Raw genomic sequence first — 20,146 nt, 5'->3', positions numbered from 1 at the left:
AAACAGATGAAAGTCACGATCGACAACCTGACTCTCGCGTACGCGGGCAACATCGTGGTACGCGACCTCTACCTCGATATCGCCGACGGCGAATCACTGGTTCTGCTCGGGCAATCCGGATGCGGTAAGACCAGCACCATGCGATGCGTCGCCGGCCTCGAAACCCCCGACGCCGGACGTATCGCCATCGGTGATCGAGTCGTCCACGACTCGACGAAAGGCCGCACCGTTCCGCCCCACAAACGCAATGTCGGGATGGTGTTCCAGTCGTACGCGGTGTGGCCGCACCGCACCGTGTTCGAGAATGTCGCGTTCTCGTTGAAGATGCAGAAGGTCGGAAAGCAGGAGATCCGCACGCGGGTGCTCGAGGCATTGAACTTGGTAGGCCTGCGGGAGCTGGCCGACCGAGGTGCCAGCCTGCTCAGCGGCGGGCAGATGCAGCGGGTCGCGCTCGCGCGAAGTCTGGTGATGCGCCCGAGCGTGCTGCTGCTCGACGAGCCGCTGTCCAACCTCGACGCTCGCCTGCGCGAGCGCCTCCGGATGGAGTTGCGCGAGCTGCAACTGCGACTCGGACTGACGACCGTGTACGTCACCCATGACCAGGTCGAAGCGTTCGCCCTGGCCGACCGCATCGCGCTGATGCATCAGGGGCGCATCGTGCAGATCGGTACTCCGGAGGAGATCTACACCAAGCCGACATGCGCCTCGATCGCGGACTTTCTCGGTGTCGGCAATATCTTCCGCTGCACGACCGGCACGGGACAACGCGGTGCGGTCGAGCTGACCGACTACCCGTCCATCGCGGTCCGGGTGGATGCCACCCCAACCGAGTCCGGCTCGATCATCGTCTGTCTGCGCCCGGAGGATCTGCTGGTCACCGCGGCCGACGACACCAGGCCCGACGGGCAGTCCTGGACCGGCCGCGTCGAAGTCGCCAGTTATCAGGGCGCGTCGATCCGGTACCGGGTGACACTGGATGACGGTCCCGAAGTAGAAGCCATCGCCACCGGCCACACCAGCCGGGTCCTGGGGATCGGCGAGCGCGCGGTGGTCACCGCCGTCCCGGGCGGAGCCCAAGTCCTGCGCGATGACCGCGTCGAGACGACGGCGGTGCCCGCATGAGTGCCCTCGCCACCGGGCCGACCACGGATCAGCCCCGCTCCGAAAGTATCGAGCCCGCAGGGAAATCCACAGCGTCCCGATACCGGCGGCCCCGAGTGCGGCGCTGGCTCCCGGTGCTGCTGCAATTGGCTCTGCTCGCCCTCATCGTGCTGTGCCCGATGTTCTTCATCGTCATGGGCGCGTTCACCGACAAGTCCGAACGCACCTCGCTGTTCGACTTCGGCGACTTCACCCTGGACAACTTCCGGGTGCTCGGCTCCGGTACCGCACGGTCGGCGATGCTGAACTCGGCCGCCGTCGGGATCGGCGCGTCGCTGCTGGCGCTGGCGATCGGTTGCACGCTCGCCTTCTTGGCAGCCCGCACCGATATCCCCGGCCGGAAACTCATCTACGGCATCGGAATCGCTCCACTGTTCCTGCCCGCACTCGTCGGCTCGCTGGCGTGGGTACTGTTGGGAGGGCCCGCCACCGGCTACCTCAATCTGGCTTTGAACAGCATCGGCCTGCCCAATGCGATCAATATCTACAGCTTCGGCGGGATGATCTTCGTCCTGGGCCTCTATTACGCGCCGTACCCGTTTCTCATGGTGCACTCGGCGCTGTCGCTAATGAATCCCGATCTCGAGGATGCGGCCAGTCTGCACGGGGCCAAACTCACCCAGATGCTGCGCAAGGTCACGTTCCCGCTGGTCATGCCTGCCGTCGTCGGCTCGGGCATCTTGGTCTTCGCCCTGTCCGTCGAGAACTTTCCGGTCGGTCAGGTCATCGGTGTGGCAGGCGGTATCGACACGCTGCCGACCATGATCTACCGACTGATGAACGCCTCGCCCGCCCGTTCCAATGACGCGGCCGCCGTCGCCGTCGTGCTCACGGTGCTGCTGGTCGTCGTGGTCGCGTTCCAACAGCGGGCGATGGCCGGCAAGCAGTACACGACCGTCACGGGCAAAGGTGTGCGGGCCCGCAAGGTTCCGCTGCGCGGTTGGCGCCGTCCCGCCGCTGTCTTCGCCTGGGTGTACTGCGCCCTGGCGGTGGTGCTCCCGGTGTTCGCGCTCATTCTCGCGAGCCTGCAAACCAGTCCCTATGTCGCCGACCTCGGGCAGTTGGGCCGCCCCGGCGCGTTGTCCCTGTGGGGTATGGGACAGACACTGAGGAGTTCCGATTTCCACCACGTCGTGGTCAACAGCGTCACCGTCGGTGTCGCGACCGCCGCGATCGGAACCGCGCTCTGCTTCGCCCTCGCCTACACCCGGTATCGCACCAACGCACCCGGGCGCAAGCTACTCGAATACGTTGCCATGCTCCCGCTCGCCGTACCCGCCGTCGTGCTCGGACTTGGTCTGCTGTGGACCTGGCTGGCTATGCCGATACCGCTCTACGGAACCCTCGCCGTCCTGGTCATCGCCTTCGTCGCGGTGTTCCTCCCGCAGGGATACCGCGGCGTGTCGGCCTCGATCATCCAGCTCGACAAGGACCTCGAAGACAGCGCGGTGATGCTCGGCGCACGCAGGTATCGAGCCATCAGCTTCGTCACCGCACCACTGCTGCGGGTCGGACTCTCCTCCACCTTCCTGCTGCTGTTGATGCTGTCCATGCGGGAACTGACCGCGGCGCTGTTCTTGTTCACCTCGGACACGCGATTGCTGTCGATCGCGATCTTCGACGCCTACGACAACGGATCCTTCCAAGCCGCAGCCGAACTCAGCCTGCTGTATTGCGTCGTCATCGCCACCCTCGCCGTGCTGTCGCGCCGCCTCGGATCCAAGGAAACCGTCTGATGAAGAAGATCGTGATCGGGCTGAGCGCCGCCTTACTAGCCGCACTGACCGCCTGTGCACCGCCCCCGGGAGGCCAACCATTGGCCCGACCGGCCCAGAGCATCCAACGAGACGACGCGCTGATCATCAACGGCGAGCAGATCGCCGACCAGAGCCTGTGGAAACAAGCCAGGGCCGAGGGCAAGCTCACCCTCTACAGCGGCTACACCCAAGCCAGCGAAGCCACACTTCTGCACCAATTCGAAGCCGATACCGGTATCAAGGTCAAACAGATCCGGCTGACCCCCAACCGCCTGTACGAGCGAATCGTCGCCGAGCACGGCGCGGGCAAACTCAAGGCCGACATCGTTCGCATCTCCGACGCCGGATTCGCGCACGGCCTCGCCGAACGGGGCGTCTTTCAGCCATACCAGCCATCGACCGCGACGAACCTACACGACGACGTGATCTTCGACGGTGGCTCGTACTACCGCACCTTCGACCCTGTTTACACCTTCGGCTACAACACCGCGCTGGTCCACGCTGACGCGGCGCCGACCAGTTGGCGATCACTACTGGACAACCGGTGGTCCAACAAGCGGGGCATCGCCCAAGCCGGCGCCGGTGGCAGCGCTCTCGCACTGACCCGGTTCCAGCGGGCGACGCTCGGTGACGGCTACCTCCGTCAATATGCTTCCGGGGCAAGGGTTTTCGATTCAATCGGTGCCCAGCTCGACGCGCTGGCCCGCGGCCAGATCGACGCGGGCACTGTTGTCGTCAGCGCCGTCAATATCGCGAACAACGCGAACGCGCCGGTGAAGTTCGTCGTCCCGGAGGAGGGCGTCACGGCATACGACTACTACACCGGGGTCGCCTCCACCGCGACGAACACCGCTGCCGCCAAGCTGTTCCTCAACTGGAACCTCGCCAAACGCGGCCAGCAAGTCTTCGCCGACATGGGTGAGTATTCGGTCCGCACCGACATCGCCGCGCCCAATGTGCGCGGCGTGCAACTGCCAGATTTCACCGACCCCAGGGTGCACCGGATCACGCCCGCCGAGTCGATCAGCAACGCCGCCACCGACCAACGGGCCTGGAACGCAATCTTCGGCTACAACCAATAGATGCGACCATGACCGCCCACCGCGTCACGATCTGACGCGGTGGGCGGTTCCGATGCCGGAAGCTCCGGTTGATCCCGCTTCGTGCGCTGCCCTCCAGTCCGCAGTCCAGGTGGCTGAGCTGGCCTGCTGGTGGCGAGCTAAACGCTAACTTCGCCTGGCTGCAGGCCGCGCTGTAAGCAAGAGCGGAGCAGGGGGCGGGCATCGGTGCTGATGTCGGTATCGGAGACGACGTCATCGGATGAACATGAACAGTCGGTCCGCAAGGAGTTGGTGGACCGGGGCGCTGGGCGCGCGGTCATTCGCTTGTCGAGGGACCTGTTCTCGGTGTCGTCGGTGGATACGACGGTGTGGGTGCTGGAACATCGGCGCCGCCGAGGACCCCAACCGCGCATTGTGATGGTCGATGCGACCTCGCTGAAATTCAAATCACGCGAGCGTGAGCGGCCGGTCCTCGCGGGTGCAGAACAGATCTCCGCACTGGTTCGGGATCCCTTCGATCTGGTTCCGGCGGGAATCTCGCAGCGTCGTAGTCGAGCACGCGATCGGGCTGGCCCAGTGCTGTTACTCGGATGGAGCGCACGGTCATGCGCCCGCTACCGAGGTCTTCCGTGGGTGTCTCGGGTGGGTATTCCGTATTGGCGGAGTGCGATCAGGATGGTTGTGTGGGCTACGCCGAGATGTTGTCCGATCCGGGTGAGTGACCAGCCGAGCTTGTAGAGGTGGACGGCGGTCTGGACCTGGTCGGGGGACAGGCTGCGGCGGCGCATCGGCACATCGTGCCGGTGGAGGATATTGCTGACCGTGCGTCGTTCGATGCCGAATCGGGACGCCAGTTCATACACTGTGGACCCGGCCTGGTATCCGGCGATCAGTTCCGCGATTCGGTCGGCGTCCAGTTGGCGTGCCCGCCGTGGAGCGGGCCGTTCCGCAGGCGGCTGGGTGGTTGTCGTGGTGTCGGGCAGCTTCTTGATCAGGGCTTCCAGGGCTTCTACCTGCGTGTTCGTGTTCGAGTAAGGTCCCCCAAGGTCCGCTTATTTACGCAGGTAGGGGCTGTTTTCGTATCGGCCGTCTTCTTGTTTCGCGGCTCAGTGTGCCAACGGGCGGGAGAACTCTCGATTCTCGACTGTCCCGGATTGCCTCAGACGGCCTTATCGGTACCGAACATGGCCGATGTGGCAGCGGTCAGAACTTTGTTGTAGACCCGGTTGTAGACGGGCGTCGTCATCGGGACGTCGTGCCCGTGCCAGGCAGCCACGGTGGGCGCCGGAATGCCCGGGTGGAGCATCACCGAGACCGACGTGTACCGGAGGTTGCGCAGAGTGATCCGGGGGAGTGTGGTCGCGATGCGGATGCGGTGGAACTATTTGGTAAACGTTCGGGGCAATACCGGCTTGCCGTCGATGGTGGCGCACACGTGTGTGCCCTCATCCCACGGCATACCCAGCGCCAGCCATTCGCGCTTCTGTCGTTCACAGCCTGGGTGATTTGTTCAGCCATGGTGTTCCGGTCGAGGATGGACGGCCGGTTTCGCTTGCGGAGTCTGGTCTGGTGGGGCTGGTGGCGTCGATCGGGCGGGTCGGTTCCTGCCGTATCGGGCTCGACTGCGTAGCACCGCTCACGTGGGTGTACGACCGAATGTCTGGTTGTGGCGGAAGGCGAAGGTTTCTAGCACCCGCCTCGGACAGAGCACACAGAACGCTGTAGCGCAACCTATCACCATCCCGACCAGGTGACGTCAAAATTCGCCTGTACCAACATTTCATATCACCAGTGACGTTCAGATCCACCTGTAACTGTCCGTTGCCAATGGATCTGAGGTATTGCCATCGTTCTGCCGCAACGGAGGCGGTTCTGCCACTAACCTGACGCAGGTTCGTCGTCCGGGTTGGTCTCGGGAGTCCTTGATCAATGGACCGATGTGGCAAGGATGTACCGGGCGCTGCGGATGCGCGGGAGGATGCAGCAGGGATGTCGGAGTTTCCGGAGTGGTCGACACAATCGTCGGCAGGTGTCGGATTCGATTGGGGGTTGGCCGGCGCCCGGGCGCTCGGTCCGAAGTGCGTGGCCGTTGTGGTGGTCGACGTTCTGTCGTTCAGCACAGCGGTTTCGGTGGCGGTCGATGGCGGCACGCATGTTCTGCCGTATCCATGGTGCGACGGAGGCGCGGCGGAATTCGCCGCAGAGCATGACGCGGAGCTGGCTGTCGGCCGCAGCGCTGTCTCGGAGCGGCAGCCGTGGTCGTTGTCTCCTGCCGCTCTGCGTCGCGCTCCTGCTCCGGCGCGGCTGGTGTTGCCGTCACCGAATGGATCCGCTATTTCCGCTGCTGTCACTAGTATTCCGGTGATTGCCGCATGCCTACGCAACGCCTCGGCGGTCGCGGACTGGATTGTCGGACAGGGCTGGGGAACAGTGCAGCAGCCCATTGCGGTGATCGCCGCTGGTGAGCACTGGCCGGGTCGAGACGTCCTGCGTCCCGCGGTAGAGGACTGGATCGGTGCGGCCGCGGTCATTGCCGCGCTCGCCGCGCGGGGGGTTGGTGCCCTATCACCGGAGGCATTGGCCGCCATGGCTGGTTACGGTGCTGTCGGCGATATTCGCGCGTTGGTCTGCGACTGCGCGTCGGGACGAGAACTGGCTACCCTCGGGTTCGGCGATGACGTCGCCGTCGCGATCGAGCTCGACTCCAGTCGGGCCGTGCCGGTCTTGGTCGATGGGCGCTTCGCTGATGCATCCTGACCACGGCTGGTTAGCAGGCCCTGGTGCCGATGCCTGTTGGGTGGAGTTCGTCGGTGCCGCCGGTCGGCGGGAGCGGTTGCCGCTGGCGGCCTGCGTGGCAACCCGGTTCGAGGACGCTGCTCCGGCGCGGGGGTTTCCGTCGTATCGGGGTCAGAGGAATTTCACCGGTTCGTGGTGGTCGTCGACCACCGGCTCGCATATCGGTTACGAGTCGTGGTTGGAGCGGGACTGGCTGATGGATTTCGACTCCGCACCGGCGGTGAAGGGTATTGCCTCCCAGCCGTTCCAGCTGTCGTGGCCCGATGGCGAGAAGACGATCCGGCATGTCCCGGACTATTTCCTGCGCACCGACGAGGGGCAGGCGGTGGTGGTCGACGTGCGTCCCGATTCCCGCGTCGACGCCGATGACCAGGCGGTGTTCGACCGGACGGCACGATGGTGCGCGTCGCTGGGGTGGCGGTATCGCCGGGTGGGTGAGATGCCGCTGGTCAGAGCGGCGAATCTGCGCTGGTTGTCGGGTTACCGGCATCCGCGGTGTCGTCGTCCGGGGCTGGTGGCGCGGTTCGGGGAGGTGTTCGCCGCGCCGCGGCGGCTGGCGGACGGGATCGGCGAGGTCGGTGACCCGATTGTGGTAACGCCGACGTTGTTCCATTTGCTCTGGCACCGTGAACTGGCCGCGGACATCGATGCCGCGCTGCTGGGTCCCGACTTCGTCGTCGGAGGTGGCACGCCGTGAGGACCCGGGTAGATGCTCTCGAAGCGGCGAGCAGATTCCGTTGCGGCGGGCGAGAATACGTGGTCGTCGAGGTGATCGGGGCCGAGATGAGAGTGGCTGACGTGACCGGTGTCGAGGTGACGGTGGCCGTGTCGCAGGTGTTGTCCGATCCGGGTTTCGAGCTTTTGACCGGTCGGCGGCAGTCGCCACTGCCGCCGGCGCAGCGGATCGCCGATCTGCCGGAGGAAGTGGCCGAGACGGCGCGATGGTGGGAGGTTCATGTCGTCGAGCTGCTCACCGGTCGTCGCCCGGACTCGGCGCCGTCGGCGCGGGTCAACGCGGAATACGATCCCGCGACGACCACGCTGCGGCAGCGGGAGCTGGCCAAGGTCCGGGAACTGGCCGCAGCCGGTCGGCCGGTGAGTTTGAGCACGGTGCAGCGAATGCGCGGCGCCTACGAGCAGCGAGGGCTCTGGGGCTTGGTCGACGGCCGGTTCGCCCGGCGGGCGGTGCCGACCGGCAGGACCGATGCCCGAGTCGTGGAGGCGATCATGTCGGCGATCGCTGGGGAGACCGACCGCTCGACCGGCACCGTCGCCCGGCTGCGTCGCCGGGTCGGCCAGCTGCTGGTCGAACTGCATGGCGCCGACGCTCCACCACTGCCGCCGGAACGCACGTTCTATCGGCTGGTGGCTCGTCTGTCGGAGGGCAAGCACACGTTCGGGTCCGCGCGCACCCGCCGGTCGCTGGCCAAACAGCCCGAGGGCCCGTTCGGCACGGTCATCGCGGCCCGGCCGGGTGAGGTCGTGCAGATCGACTCCACTCCGCTGGACATCCGGGTGGTGCTCGACGACGGCACGATCGACTCGGTCGAGCTGACCGGCATGGTCGACCTGGCCACCCGCACGGTCCCGGCGGCGGTGCTGCGGCCGAGCACCAAAGCGGTCGACGCAGCGCTGTTGCTGGCGCGGGCGTTGACGCCGGAGCCGATGCGGCCCGGCTGGAGCGACGCGCTGGCGATGTCGCGGTCGGTGCTGCCGCACCACAGCCTCACCGAGGTCGATCAGCGACTGGTCGACGCCGCGGCCCGGCCGGTGATCGCGCCGGAGACGATCGTGGTCGATCACGGCAAAGCGTTTCTGTCCCAGGCGTTCCGGTCGGCATGCCGGTCGCTGGGCGTCAGCCTGCAACCGGCACACCCCGACACCCCGACCGACAAGCCGGTCATCGAGAAGACCCTGGGATCGGTGGGCACTCTGTTCGCCCAATACGTCGCCGGCTACGTCGGATCGTCGGTCGAACGCCGCGGCCGCCGCGCCGAGCAGGCCGCGGTCTGGTCGATGATCGAACTCCAGGCGCTGCTGGACGAATGGCTGGTCGCGGTCTGGCAGAACCGGCCGCACCAGGGTCTGCGCGACCCGGTCACCCCGGACGCGGTGCTGACACCGAACGAGAAATACGCCGCCCTGGTCCGCATCACCGGATACGTTCCGGTTCCGCTGTCGGCCGACGACTACATCGAGCTGCTGCCCGCCACCTGGCGGATGATCAATTCCTACGGCATCCGGATCAACCACCGCACCTACGACCACGACCGTTTGAACCCCTATCGCCGCCAGCACTCCGGGGTCACCGCGCACAACGGCCGCTGGGAGGTCCATTACGACCCCTACGACGTCTCCCGGATCTGGGTCCGCAACCACCACGACGGCGGTTGGATCACCGTCGGCTGGACCCACCTGCGCACCACACCGGTTCCGTTCGGGGAGCTGGCCTGGCAGCACGCTCGCGGCATCCTCGCCGCTCGCGGCCAGCGCACCGCCACCGAAGCCGAGATAGCCCGCACCGCAGCAGAGCTGCTCGACCGCGCCGAGCAAGGCCCGACCACAGATACCCCGCGCTCACGCCGCGACCGCAAGGTCATCGGCCGCACCGCAGCCACCCGGCGCAGTCGATCCACCCCGGCGCCGATGCCGATCCCGGCTGACGACGGCGACACCACCGATCCAGCCGAGGCCGAGAACACCGAAACCACGGCGAAGGTGATCCCGATGGGGATCTTCGATCCATTCGAGGAAGCGAGAAAACGCTGGTGACAGCCACCGCGGACAGTGATCCGGCCATCGAACCCACCCGCCAGCTGACCACGCTGTCCGGATGGCGGCACTTCACCCGCGACCAGCCGCTCACCCCGGACCTATTACCGCACTCCGACTGGATCGCGCTGAACGACGAGGCCCGATGCCGTTACGACGAGCCCCGCATCGACTACCACACCCGTCTCACAGTGGTCGCGACATCGACAGTGAAAGCCGTTGCCCAGAAAGGGCGCCGACTCACGTTGCTCAACCGGCACGCGGTCAGCGCCCGCCGCGGAATGATCCTGTCCGGCGCCGCCGGCACCGGCAAGACCACCGCGATCACCCAGTTCGGCAAGATGCACGAAGTCGCCGACCGGCAACGACATCCGCACCGATCCGACCGCATCCCGGTCCTCTACGTCACCGTCCCGCCCGCCGCGACACCACGAATGCTGGCCGCCGAGTTCGCCCGCTTCCTCGGCCTGCCCGTCACCCAGCGCGCCAACCTCACCGATATCATCGAAGCCGTCTGCGGCGTCTGCTGCGACACCGGCACCAGCGTCGTGATCTGCGATGAACTGCACAACATCTCGCTGGCGACCCGCGCCGGGGCCGAGGTCTCCGACACACTGAAATACTTCTCCGAACGCATCCCGGCGACGTTTGTATATGTCGGCATCAACGTCCAACGCGAAGGCTTGTTCACCGGCACCCGCGGCGAACAGATCGCCGGCCGTCACACCCTGATCCACACCGTCGGGTTCCCCGACACCGACGACTGGCGTGGCGTCGTGGCGTCCCTCGAACACACCCTGCGCCTGCACAATCATCAGCCCGGCACCCTCACCGACCTTGCCCGCTACCTGCACCACCGCACCGGCGGCATGATCGGCAGCCTGTCGGCGCTGATCCGTGAAGCAGCCCTCGACGCCATCCTCACCGGAACCGAGAAGATCACCCGATCCAGACTCGACGCCATCGACCTCGACCACGCAGCACACACCAAATCCCGCTGAACACACCACCATTCGCCAACGCCAGTGACGATCGATAATCATCCTGCCGCACTGCCGGTCCGGCTCCGGCCACAGCCCGGGGAGACCGCCGAATCATTCGTGCTCCGCCTCGCCGTCGCCAACCACCTGCGCCCCAGCTACCTGCGCCGTCACCTCACACCCGGGCGCCGAGGAATGGGCTCCATCGACCCGGGCAAACTCGCCACCGCCAGCGGCCGCACCACACCGGTCGTGCTGCGTATGTTCCCCGAACTGGCCGCACGCAGGCAGCCGCCACGACAACCCGGCCTGGCTGCCGAACAGCGAAAACGCAAGCAACGCAACGACGACACCAAACGGCAGCTCTACGCGACCATCAGACGCGATGCCCTCGCCGGCCTGTCGGGCCGGGAGATCGAACGCAAGCACCACGTCGGCTGGCGCACCGTCCAGGCCGCGCTCGGATCACCGACTCCTCCGGTCCGCAAGAAATACCCCGCCCGCCAGCGGCCCCGCCTCATGGGACTCGAACCGCACATCGACGCACTTCTCGCCACCACGCCCAGCGCTCCCGTCCGGGAGATCTGGGAACGCCTGCTCGACGAACACCACGCCGCTGTCACCTACGAATCCGTCCGCGGCTACGTCGCCAGCCTCCGCGGACCGGCACCCCGCCCTGCGCAGCCGGTCATCGGCCCCGTCGAACCCCCAGTGACCGCGGACAACACCAATGCCCCCACCGCGGACAACACCAATGCCACCACCGCGGGCATGCACGTCTGCCTCCGCGTCACCGCCGACCCCGACACCATCGTCAGCCAGCTGACCGAACTGGCTCTCGAACTGAACTTCTGACCCAGCACCACACACCGGATTGCCTCAACAATCTGGCAAGAACTCGACGCCCCGATCTGCCATCTATCTGACGCACCACTGCTCACGACCCACCTGCTGCATCATCTCAACTGGCAACGGACACCTGTAACTGATGTCGTAGATGATGACCTGTAGAACCACCGCGACCGCCGCCGCGGTCGATCAGCCGAATTTCCGGGCGAGCATCGCCGGGTTGGATCGGGCTCGGGCAGGGGTGACAAATTTGTCGAGCGGTTGCCGAAGTGACGAATTTCTTACGGATGGCGAATCACCGCGTTCGGTGGGAGAGGAACTGGGGGTGAACGAGGAGACTCGGGGCATGACTTCTCCTTTTTCGACGGGGGGCTGACGCTGTGCGGGTACTGCTCACCGGCGCGGCCGGGTTCATCGGTTCTCATGTGCGGCAGGCATTGGTCGAGGCGGGCGACGAGGTGGTGGCTATTGATGCGATGCTGGCCGCCGCGCACGGCGCGCGGGCCACGGTTCCTGACGGCGTACACCAGGTCGACGTGCGCGATCCCGATGCGCTGGCCGGGCTGCTACGCGGGGTTGAGGTGGTGTGTCATCAGGCTGCCGTGGTGGGGGCGGGGGTCAGCGCCGTCGACGCTCCCGCGTATGCCAGCCACAACGACCTCGGTACCGCGGTACTGCTGGCGGTGATGGCCGAGGTCGGGGTGCGGCGGTTGGTGTTGGCGTCGTCGATGGTGGTATACGGCGAAGGTCGTTATCGCACAGCTGATTCCGGCCCGATCGTTCCGCCACCGCGTCGGCGCGAGGATCTGGAGGCGGGTGTGTTCGATTATCGCGATGCGGCGACCGGTGCGCTGCTGGACTGGATGCCGGTCGGTGAGGACAGCCCGCTGTTGCCGCGCAGTCTGTACGCGGCCGGCAAGGTGGCGCAGGAGCATTACGCTTCGGCCTGGGCCACCGTGACCGGCGGGTCGGTTGCCGCGCTGCGTTATCACAACGTTTATGGCGAATACATGCCCAGGGACACACCGTATTCTGGGGTGGCTGCGATCTTCCGATCGGTGCTGGCGGTGGGCGAGGCGCCGCGGGTGTTCGAAGACGGCTGTCAGATGCGCGATTTCGTGCACGTCCGCGATGTGGCTGTGGCAAATGTGGCTGCGGTGCACGCCGCCGTGCCCGGTTTCGTGCCGTTGAACATCGCCTCTGGCACCCCGATCAGCGTCGGGGCGGTCGCCGAGCTGCTGGCCCAGGCGCACGGCGGCAAGCAGCCAGTCGTCACCGGGGAATATCGACCGGGCGACGTTCGCCACATCGTCGCCAGTCCCGATCGAGCCCAACGTGTCCTTGGTTTCCGCGCGGCCATCGCGCCTGACGCAGGACTCGCCGAATTCGCGACCGCGCCGTTGCGAGCGGTAGCCGGTGCCGGTGCGCCCCAGTGGCGGTAAGAGCCGGCGCACACCTCGAGCCGCCTACCACGGCGGGTGCATGCCGGCGGATCGGGCCTTTGGGTGTGTGATCTCGTCTGATGCGGGTGCGCGCTCTAGTCGGGCAAGGTCTGTAGTACACGGGCGTGACGTGGGATGTCGCACCGTGGGATGGACGATCTATTCGTCGTCTTGCGGGTCCAGGAGCGGAAGCCGGATTTCGAAGCGGCAGCCCACTTCCCGGTTGTGGGCGGTGATGTCACCGTGGTGGGCCTGCACCAGCCCGGCAGCGATCGCGAGCCCCATGCCGCTGTTGGTGCCGGTGTCGGTGGCGGCCGGGGAGCGGGCGGCGGTGCCGCGGTAGGCGACCTCGAAGATGCGGGGCAGGTCGACCGGGTCGATGCCTGGTCCGGTGTCGTCGACATAGGTCCATGCATGCTGGTCGGCGGTGCCCGCGGACAGGTCGATCCGACCGCCGGGGGGCGTGTGTTCGATGGCGTTGGCGACGAGGTTGGTCAGTACTCGGGTCAGGGCGCGGTCGCTTCCGGCTACCAGGATCGGCGTCTGTGGCTGTCGTGCGTGCAGGGTTACCTGTGCGTGGTCGGCGGTCGGCTGGTTGGCGGCGGTTACTTCATCGATCAGTTCGCGTAGGTCGACTGGTTCGAAGCTGAGTCGCAGGGCACCGGAGTTGATCTTCGACATTTCGAACAGGTCGTCGACCATGGCCGACAGTCGGTGGGTCTCGCGGACGATTTGGTGCGCGTAGCGTTCGATCGTTTCTGGCTGCGCGATCACGCCGTCCACGAGCGCCTCGCCCATAGCGCGGATGCCTGCCAGGGGGGTGCGCAGGTCGTGGCTGACCCATGCCACCAGTTCGCGGCGGGAGCGTTCGGCTGCTCGTTCCTGCTCGAGCATCTGTCTTTCCCACACCGTCTTGCGGGCTTGGGCGCGGCCCAGGGCGATCGCTGTGGGGACAGCCACTGCGGTGACGACAGCAAGTACGACACCGATGCGGCGCAGTTCGTCGGTGAACATCATCCCGCTCACCGCGATCACCCCGGCCAGGGTCGCCAGCGTCGGAATCAGGACCAGCACCACCATGCTCGTGGTGAGGCTGCGATTGTGGGTCAGACGCATCGCCAGAGCGCCCAGCATCATGACCGGCACCGACCCGGCCAGCGCGTATCCGATCAGAGCGAAGATGTCATTCGGCATTGTCGGCCTCCCTGCCGGGACGGCCCCAGGCGTAGCCGCGGCCCCAGACGGTTTCGATCCGGTGTGCGGCACCGAGTTTCGCGCGCAGGCGTTTGATGTGGACGGTGACAGTGGATTGGTCGCCGAAGGTCCAGCCCCACACCCGCTTCAGCAGCTCGCCGCGGTCGAACACCTGCTGTGGATGGGCGAGCAGGAAGGCCAGTAGGTCGAATTCGCGGGCGGTCAACTCGACCCGCTGCCCGTCGATCAACACAGTCTGGGAGCCTGGCCGCAGTTCGATCGTCCCGCTGCACAGTATCTGCTCGATGGCGGCGGGCCGGTGGGCCCGCCGCAGCACCGACGCTACCCGTAGGGCGAGTTCGCGGGGGCTGAATGGTTTCACGATGTAGTCGTCGGCCCCGGACTGTAGGCCCAGCACTCGATCCTCCTCGTCGCCGAGGGCGGTGAGCAGGATGATCGGAGTCTCGGGATGCCGTCCGGCCCGGACCGCGCGACACAAGTCGATACCATCCGGCGGCGGCATCATCACATCCAGGATTGCCAGGTCGATATCGTTGCGCGCCAATACTTCCGAGGTGCTGCTGCCGTCGGCCGTCTCGACCACGGTGAGGCCGTCGCGTTCGAGATAGCGCCGCACCACCTCACGCACGACGGGGTCGTCGTCGGCTACCAGAATCCGCATAGGGTCACCAGTTCGTCATAAGGAGACTATTGATCAGGAGAGCGGCCAGCGCCTGCACGGCCAGCCAACTACGAACAGCGGGTTGCGGCAGTAAGGCGGTTGCACCGAGCAGCCACATATCGAACGGCAGCCAGATTCGTTCGGTCTCGGCTTTGCTCAATCCGCTCAGATCGGCGGCGAGGATGGCGACCGCGGCCGCGGCCGCCAGCAGTGCTACCGGGTCGACCGCCGCCCGCCAGCTGTCTAGGCGCTCCCGGAGCTGCGTTGTCATCGGTGTCCCGGCAAGAGGGGCCGTGAGGTCAGGTATAGCCAGTCCCCGTAGTGCTGCGGGCGTCGCCGCGGCAGTGGCCAGCCCGACAGCGCACACGGTCGCGGCCAGATTGCCCCACACCCAGTAGGAATATGGTCGCTCGGCGGCGATGCCCTGGTAATACCGTTGCACCACCAGGTGGTAGCCGTCGGGCCACCAGAATCCCGCCACGCTGAAAGCAGCGACCACCAGTGCCACGCCGAGGAGCGCAGGCACCGCCGGCCGGAATCCACGGGCCACAAGTACCGCGCCGGCGGGAATCGCCATCAGCACCAACCCGTAGTTGAGATAGAGCCCGAAGCCGAGCAGCAATCCCGCCGCACCTGCGATTACCGGCCATCCCGGACGCAAGCGGGTCGCCATCGCCAGCAAGGCGACTCCCCACGCGGCGACACCGGTGAAGAATGCGTCGGCCGACACCGCGACCCAGACCGCCGCAGGCGCCAGCACCAGGAAAGGCGTTGCGGCGCGGGCATGTTCGGGCGCACCGAGGGCCTTCAGCGCCACCGGGACCGCGGTCGCTGCACTACAACCCACCAGTACACACAGCCAGCCCGCCCACGCGCCGCCGCCCAGCCCAACCCGGTCCAGCAACACGAACACCAGTAGCGCACCGGGGGGATGCCCGGACACGTGGGTAGTCCACGAGTCCGGTTGGAAATCCAGGATCCGGTCGGAAAATCCACGCAGCATGGCGGGAATGTCATGCACGCCGGGCACCTCGTAGAGGTATTCGTGTTGCCGGGTGAGCCGGCCGGCGAAACCGACCTGCCAGCCGTCGATCATCGACAGCGCGAACGTCCACGCCACCGCGGCCAGCCAGGACCCCGCCAGAAGCTGCCGCCACGGCAACCGTGTGGCCAGATCCGGGCCGATCAGGACCACCGCTGCGGCGATCGCCATCGCCGGGCCGGTGCCCCAACCGAGGTGCGGGTCCCAGATGCCGAAGATCGGTGCGGCGGCCGCGTATAAATGCTGCCTCCACTCTTCGCTGAGTATTTGCGGCACCGCGAATGCGATGGTGACCAGCGCGGCAGCCGCGGCTGCGACTGCCGCCTCGGTGCGGGCCCGCGACCGCGTGCGGGCCCGCACGACCGTTATCTGTTGCACATCGCTCACCCTAGGTCGGACCTGGGTCTGGGACTGCTTGAACAGCCGACGACCCAGGTCTCGTCATACTTTTGTCACCGGTTCGCTGGGGCAGGTTTCCACGCTGCAGGCTTACGGTCGGATCCGTGACCGAAACACACAACGCATGCGACATCACCGTGGTGATCCCGTGTCACAACGAAGCCGGAGCGTTGCCGGGCGTGCTCGCCGCAGTGCCGACCGGTTACCGGGTGATCGTCGTGGACAACGCATCAACCGACCACACCGCCGCGGTCGCCCGGGCGGCGGGCGCCACCGTCGTCACCGAGCCGGTCCCCGGGTACGGCTCGGCGGTGCAGGCCGGGATCGGTTCCGCGGACACCGAGGTGGTCGCCGTGCTCGACGGCGACGGGTCCATGGATGCGGGCGAGTTGCCAGTGCTCGTGGGCGAACTCGCGCCCGGCGTGGACATGGTGGTCGGGCGACGTCGCCCGGTCGCGACAAGCGCCTGGCCCTGGCATGCCCGGCTGGGAAATCTGGTGATCGCCGCGCTGTTGCGACGCCGGCACGGGCTACTGGTGCACGATATCGCCGCTATGCGGGTCACGCGCCGCGCGCAGCTACTGGCGCTGGGCCCGCTGCACCCGAGGTCGGGATATCCGCTGCAACTGTTGATCGGCGCGGCCCGCGCCGGATGGCGGATCGTCGAGTGCGATATCAGCTATCGACCAAGAACCCACGGAGTGTCCAAGGTGTCCGGCTCGCTGCGCGGCACCGTGCGGGCGGTCCGCGACTTCTGGAGCGTGCGATGAACATCGTCGATGCCACCGCCCTCGTGATCGCCAAGGCGCCCATCGCCGGTTTCGCGAAAACTCGTCTGTCCCCGCCATTTTCCCCCCGCGAGGCGGCCCAGCTGGCCGCCGCTGCGCTGCTGGACACGCTGACCGCCGTGCGGCACAGCGGCATCCGGCATCGGATCGTGGCCTGGACGGGCGAGCTCGCGCACGCCGAACACGCCGACGAACTGTCTGCTGCGCTGGCCGATTTCGAACTCGTTCCCCAGCGGGGTGCGACCTTCGGGCAACGCCTGGCCAACGCGCACGCCGACGCCGCCCGGGCCGGGCTACCCGTGTTGCAGATCGGTATGGACACGCCACAGGCCGATTCCGCGCTACTGGCCACGTGCGCCGAACGACTGCTGGCCTGCGGCGACACCGTACTCGGTCCCGCCGCCGATGGCGGCTGGTGGGCGCTGGGACTGACCGATCCGCGCCCGGCCCGAGCGCTCACGCAGGTGCCGATGTCCACCAGCGCGACCGGCGAGCTGACACACCGGGCCATGGCACGCTGTGGGTGCTGCGTCCACTGGCTGCCGATGTTGCGCGATGTCGACACCGTGACCGACGCACTCACTGTTGCCGCGCAGTACCAGGGATGGTTCCCCCGCGCCCTCGAACGCCTGCATCCCATCCGGGTACGGGCGGGTTCCGAGCCTCGGCGGGGCGACGACATCGCGGGGATGCGACCGGACCCCGGCATGGCTGTGGTGTCCGAGCCGCTCGACCAGGACCCGATGCCGTCGAGATCGGATCGGTGGGCCATCCGATGACCTTCCACTCGGATCTGTATGCCCAAGCGCTGGCCGGCGAGGAGTGCTGGTGGCGGCGCACCGACGGCAGCCGCGTGCCGATACCGGTGCGGCAATGGTTCCATGGCGCCGACTCGCGTGTGGACCACGCGTTGGTCTGCTGCTGTGACGGGCCGACCGTGGACCTGGGCTGCGGGCCGGGTCGTCTGGTCGCAGCACTGACGCACCGAGGTGTGGCAGCGCTCGGGATCGACATCTCGCCGATGGCGGTGGCCGTCACCAGATTCCGCGGCGCACCGGCGCTGCAACGGGATGTGTTCGACCGTCTGCCCGCAGTCGGCCGCTGGGAGTACGCGATCCTCGCTGACGGCAACATCGGCATCGCAGGCGACCCCGTGCGCCTGCTCGGCCAGACCCGGCGCCTGCTCGCCCGAGGTGGGGTGGCAATCGTCGAATTCGACTATCCTGGAACTGGTTTCGTGGAAGAGCAAATACGACTGGAAACCCGGGCCGGGGCCGGTGACTGGTTTCCCTGGGCCAGGGTGGGCATCGACCACGCCGATCGGATGGCCACAGCGGCCGGACTGCGCGTGCTCACCTCCGCCGAGGTGTCCGGCCACTACATCGCCTGGCTGGCGCGATCATGAGGAAGAAGACGACCGCCATGGCGGGATCCGGCGACAACGATTCGGACGCGCAACTGGCTGTTCCGAGAATCATTGCCGCGCAGGTGTCGTCGGCCAGGTCGCCGGCGGTGGCAGCCCGGGTCGGGATCGCGCTCGGGGCCGCGATCACCGTGTGCTTCCTGACCGGACTGCTCAGCCACTGGATCCAGCACCCACCGAGCTGGTTCTGGTGGCCGCCCCATCCGGTGTGGTTGTACCGGGTCACCCAGGGCGCACATGTACTCTCCGGTGTCACCGCGATACCGCTGCTGCTGGTCAAACTGTGGTCGGTCTATCCGCGGCTGTTCGCCAAACCACTGATCGGCAGCCCGATCCGTGCCCTGGAACGTGGCTCGATCGCGGTGCTGGTAGGTGCGGTGATGTTCCAGCTGGCGACCGGACTGCTCAATACCGCGCAGTGGTATCCGTGGAAATTCTTTTTCACGACCACCCACTACGCCATCGCGTATATCTCATTCGGCGCGGTCGCGGTCCACCTCGCGGTGAAACTGCCCGTAGTGCGCGCCGCACTGAGCAGACCGGTCACCGAACCGGCCGACACCGATCGGCGGCCGTCGCCCAACATTGTCCCAGCCGATCGAGAGCGGGACGCTGGAATGTCCCGCCGCGCTGTGCTGGGGATCGCTGGAATCACCGCGGCCGTGGCATGTCTGGCGACGGCGGGTCAAACCATACCGTTCCTGCGCTGGCTGTCGGTGCTGGCGCCCCGGACCGGCCAAGGGCCGCAAGGTGTTCCGGTCAACCGAACCGCCGCCCAGGCCGGGCTCACCGCGCTCGCCTCCGACCCCGCATACCGGTTGCATGTGACCGTCGGATCTCGACAACGCGCATTCACCGTCGCCGACCTGCACGTGCTGCCGCAGAGCGAAGCCGCCCTCCCGATCGCCTGTGTCGAAGGCTGGAGTGCGTCCGCGCGCTGGACCGGAGTACGGCTATTGGACCTGCTCACCGTGGTCGGCGGCTACCCCGGCGGCAGCGTCCGATTCACCTCACTCGAGCAGAGCGGGTTGTACCGGGTATCGGTGCTACCACCCTCGCATGTCGTCGACTCCGATAGCCTGATCGCGCTGCGGCTCAACGGCGAAGAACTCGACATCGACCACGGCTATCCCTGTCGGCTCATCGCCCCTAGCCGCCCCGGCGTGCTGCAAACCAAATGGCTTTCGAGCATCGAGGTGCTGGCATGAAGTTCCTGCGAGTACTGCTTCTGCTAGCCGGCCTGTGGCTGGCGTGGTACGGCATCAGCCTGTTGCTGAAGATGAACATCGCCGATCTGGAGTCGGTCGCCCTCTGGTCCCTCGGCGGAATCGTGCTGCACGACGTCGCCTTCGCACCGGCATGCGCAGCAGCAGGGCTCACCGCACGTAAGCTCCTGCCGGCCACCTCATGGGCTCCGCTGGCCTGCGGCGCAGCTTGCACCGTTTCCCTATCACTGATCGCTGTCCCCGTGATCGGACGTGAACACGCCGTCACCGGTAACCCCAGCGTCCTCAACCGCCCCTACACATGGGGACTGGTCGCGGCGCTCGCCGTCGTCTGGGGAGTCGTCGGCCTGATCCTCATACAACGCAGCGGTCTGTTACGAATACACCGCCGCCGAACCCACCCCGCCCCGAGATGACCTTCGGCGCAACCGAACCGCTCAGGTCAGTCGCGAGAAACTCCCATGGCCGACGACCAGAAGGCGGCTTCTTCAGCAAGCCGCGAAAGACGGTTCACCATGCGGTGCGATCGCGGTTGTCGAACGCGACCCAGAAGTGTCCGGCACTGCAGAGCGAT

Annotated in this window: 18 protein-coding genes and 1 pseudogene; 16 read left to right on the top strand and 3 right to left on the bottom strand. The window is 66.7% G+C overall.

Features of this window, described 5'->3' with window-relative positions:
- Nucleotides 1–6: 6 nt before the first annotated feature.
- The 11 genes and pseudogenes from OHB12_RS17105 (at nt 7) to OHB12_RS17060 (ending at nt 12,818) form a co-directional block, all read left to right on the top strand.
- Nucleotides 7–1,122, top strand: a complete 1,116-nt coding sequence (locus tag OHB12_RS17105; protein ID WP_327120721.1) for an ABC transporter ATP-binding protein — start codon at nt 7–9, stop codon at nt 1,120–1,122.
- Complete coding sequence (locus tag OHB12_RS17100; RefSeq protein ID WP_327120720.1) at nt 1,119–2,897, top strand: ABC transporter permease; 1,779 nt, start codon at nt 1,119–1,121, stop codon at nt 2,895–2,897. The genes OHB12_RS17105 and OHB12_RS17100 overlap by 4 nt, the downstream gene beginning before the upstream one ends.
- The gene (locus OHB12_RS17095; RefSeq protein WP_327120719.1) at nt 2,897–4,000 is read left to right on the top strand and encodes an ABC transporter substrate-binding protein; all 1,104 of its coding nucleotides are present in this window, start codon (nt 2,897–2,899) and stop codon (nt 3,998–4,000) included. Before OHB12_RS17100 ends, OHB12_RS17095 begins: the two co-directional genes overlap by 1 nt.
- 198 nt (nt 4,001–4,198) lie before the next feature.
- Nucleotides 4,199–4,717 (top strand): annotated as a pseudogene (locus tag OHB12_RS36365) (N-6 DNA methylase); the annotation flags it as partial.
- 2 nt (nt 4,718–4,719) lie between these two features.
- Nucleotides 4,720–5,199: a hypothetical protein gene (locus tag OHB12_RS17090; RefSeq protein ID WP_327120718.1), complete on the top strand. Its 480-nt coding sequence runs from the start codon at nt 4,720–4,722 to the stop codon at nt 5,197–5,199.
- 769 nt (nt 5,200–5,968) lie between these two features.
- Complete coding sequence (locus OHB12_RS17085) at nt 5,969–6,736, top strand: 2-phosphosulfolactate phosphatase (protein WP_327120717.1); 768 nt, start codon at nt 5,969–5,971, stop codon at nt 6,734–6,736.
- A gap of 40 nt (nt 6,737–6,776) precedes the next feature.
- Nucleotides 6,777–7,472: a TnsA-like heteromeric transposase endonuclease subunit gene (locus OHB12_RS17080; protein ID WP_327120715.1), complete on the top strand. Its 696-nt coding sequence runs from the start codon at nt 6,777–6,779 to the stop codon at nt 7,470–7,472.
- Nucleotides 7,473–7,558: 86 nt separating this feature from the next.
- A complete protein-coding gene (locus tag OHB12_RS17075) occupies nt 7,559–9,547 on the top strand; it encodes a Mu transposase C-terminal domain-containing protein (RefSeq protein WP_327121179.1) in 1,989 nt (662 codons plus the stop codon).
- On the top strand, nt 9,541–10,548 hold the full coding sequence (locus OHB12_RS17070) for a TniB family NTP-binding protein (protein WP_442800106.1): 1,008 nt from the start codon (nt 9,541–9,543) through the stop codon (nt 10,546–10,548). The genes OHB12_RS17075 and OHB12_RS17070 overlap by 7 nt, the downstream gene beginning before the upstream one ends.
- A gap of 24 nt (nt 10,549–10,572) precedes the next feature.
- Complete coding sequence (locus OHB12_RS17065; RefSeq protein ID WP_327120711.1) at nt 10,573–11,382, top strand: TniQ family protein; 810 nt, start codon at nt 10,573–10,575, stop codon at nt 11,380–11,382.
- Nucleotides 11,383–11,756: 374 nt separating this feature from the next.
- Nucleotides 11,757–12,818 carry an NAD-dependent epimerase/dehydratase family protein gene (locus OHB12_RS17060; protein ID WP_327120709.1) on the top strand — a complete coding sequence of 354 codons (1,062 nt, stop codon included), beginning with the start codon at nt 11,757–11,759 and terminating at the stop codon, nt 12,816–12,818.
- 159 nt (nt 12,819–12,977) lie between these two features.
- On the opposite strand, the gene OHB12_RS17055 is transcribed toward OHB12_RS17060, so the two are convergent.
- Genes OHB12_RS17055 through OHB12_RS17045 form a run of 3 tightly spaced genes read right to left on the bottom strand, consistent with a single transcriptional unit; the run spans nt 12,978 to nt 16,114 of the window.
- The gene (locus tag OHB12_RS17055) at nt 12,978–14,012 is read right to left on the bottom strand and encodes a sensor histidine kinase (protein ID WP_327120707.1); all 1,035 of its coding nucleotides are present in this window, start codon (nt 14,010–14,012) and stop codon (nt 12,978–12,980) included.
- Nucleotides 14,002–14,694, bottom strand: coding sequence for a response regulator transcription factor (locus OHB12_RS17050; protein ID WP_327120705.1), 693 nt, complete (start codon nt 14,692–14,694; stop codon nt 14,002–14,004). Before OHB12_RS17050 ends, OHB12_RS17055 begins: the two co-directional genes overlap by 11 nt.
- Before the next feature lie 4 nt (nt 14,695–14,698).
- Nucleotides 14,699–16,114, bottom strand: a complete 1,416-nt coding sequence (locus OHB12_RS17045) for a hypothetical protein (protein ID WP_442800055.1) — start codon at nt 16,112–16,114, stop codon at nt 14,699–14,701.
- A 125-nt stretch (nt 16,115–16,239) separates the two neighbouring features.
- Between OHB12_RS17045 and OHB12_RS17040 the strand changes: the two genes are divergently transcribed.
- The 5 genes from OHB12_RS17040 to OHB12_RS17020 are packed head-to-tail and all read left to right on the top strand — an operon-like array spanning nt 16,240 to nt 19,988.
- Entirely contained in the window at nt 16,240–16,905 is a 666-nt protein-coding gene (locus OHB12_RS17040) for a glycosyltransferase family 2 protein (RefSeq protein WP_327120703.1), read from the top strand.
- Nucleotides 16,902–17,702: a TIGR04282 family arsenosugar biosynthesis glycosyltransferase gene (locus OHB12_RS17035; RefSeq protein WP_327120701.1), complete on the top strand. Its 801-nt coding sequence runs from the start codon at nt 16,902–16,904 to the stop codon at nt 17,700–17,702. The genes OHB12_RS17040 and OHB12_RS17035 overlap by 4 nt, the downstream gene beginning before the upstream one ends.
- Complete coding sequence (locus tag OHB12_RS17030) at nt 17,699–18,328, top strand: class I SAM-dependent methyltransferase (RefSeq protein ID WP_327120699.1); 630 nt, start codon at nt 17,699–17,701, stop codon at nt 18,326–18,328. Before OHB12_RS17035 ends, OHB12_RS17030 begins: the two co-directional genes overlap by 4 nt.
- The gene (locus OHB12_RS17025) at nt 18,325–19,554 is read left to right on the top strand and encodes a molybdopterin-dependent oxidoreductase (protein ID WP_327120697.1); all 1,230 of its coding nucleotides are present in this window, start codon (nt 18,325–18,327) and stop codon (nt 19,552–19,554) included. The genes OHB12_RS17030 and OHB12_RS17025 overlap by 4 nt, the downstream gene beginning before the upstream one ends.
- A complete protein-coding gene (locus OHB12_RS17020; RefSeq protein WP_327120695.1) occupies nt 19,551–19,988 on the top strand; it encodes a hypothetical protein in 438 nt (145 codons plus the stop codon). Before OHB12_RS17025 ends, OHB12_RS17020 begins: the two co-directional genes overlap by 4 nt.
- Nucleotides 19,989–20,146 lie beyond the last annotated feature (158 nt).

The organism is Nocardia sp. NBC_01730, assembly GCF_035920445.1.
GTDB lineage: Bacteria > Actinomycetota > Actinomycetes > Mycobacteriales > Mycobacteriaceae > Nocardia.
The sequence above is the reverse complement of the archived record's forward strand: the minus strand, read 5'-3'. Positions and strand labels throughout refer to the sequence as shown.

Bases quoted from the DNA above. Each gene is read 5' to 3' on its own strand.
- OHB12_RS17105 (WP_327120721.1), top strand. From the start codon at position 7: ATGAAAGTCACGATCGACAACCTGACTCTCGCGTACGCGGGCAACATC.
- OHB12_RS17100 (WP_327120720.1), top strand. From the start codon at position 1,119: ATGAGTGCCCTCGCCACCGGGCCGACCACGGATCAGCCCCGCTCCGAA.
- OHB12_RS17095 (WP_327120719.1), top strand. From the start codon at position 2,897: ATGAAGAAGATCGTGATCGGGCTGAGCGCCGCCTTACTAGCCGCACTG.
- OHB12_RS17085 (WP_327120717.1), top strand. From the start codon at position 5,969: ATGTCGGAGTTTCCGGAGTGGTCGACACAATCGTCGGCAGGTGTCGGA.
- OHB12_RS17075 (WP_327121179.1), top strand. From the start codon at position 7,559: ATGAGAGTGGCTGACGTGACCGGTGTCGAGGTGACGGTGGCCGTGTCG.
- OHB12_RS17055 (WP_327120707.1), bottom strand. From the start codon at position 14,012: ATGCCGAATGACATCTTCGCTCTGATCGGATACGCGCTGGCCGGGTCG.
- OHB12_RS17050 (WP_327120705.1), bottom strand. From the start codon at position 14,694: ATGCGGATTCTGGTAGCCGACGACGACCCCGTCGTGCGTGAGGTGGTG.
- OHB12_RS17035 (WP_327120701.1), top strand. From the start codon at position 16,902: ATGAACATCGTCGATGCCACCGCCCTCGTGATCGCCAAGGCGCCCATC.
- OHB12_RS17030 (WP_327120699.1), top strand. From the start codon at position 17,699: ATGACCTTCCACTCGGATCTGTATGCCCAAGCGCTGGCCGGCGAGGAG.
- OHB12_RS17025 (WP_327120697.1), top strand. From the start codon at position 18,325: ATGAGGAAGAAGACGACCGCCATGGCGGGATCCGGCGACAACGATTCG.
- OHB12_RS17020 (WP_327120695.1), top strand. From the start codon at position 19,551: ATGAAGTTCCTGCGAGTACTGCTTCTGCTAGCCGGCCTGTGGCTGGCG.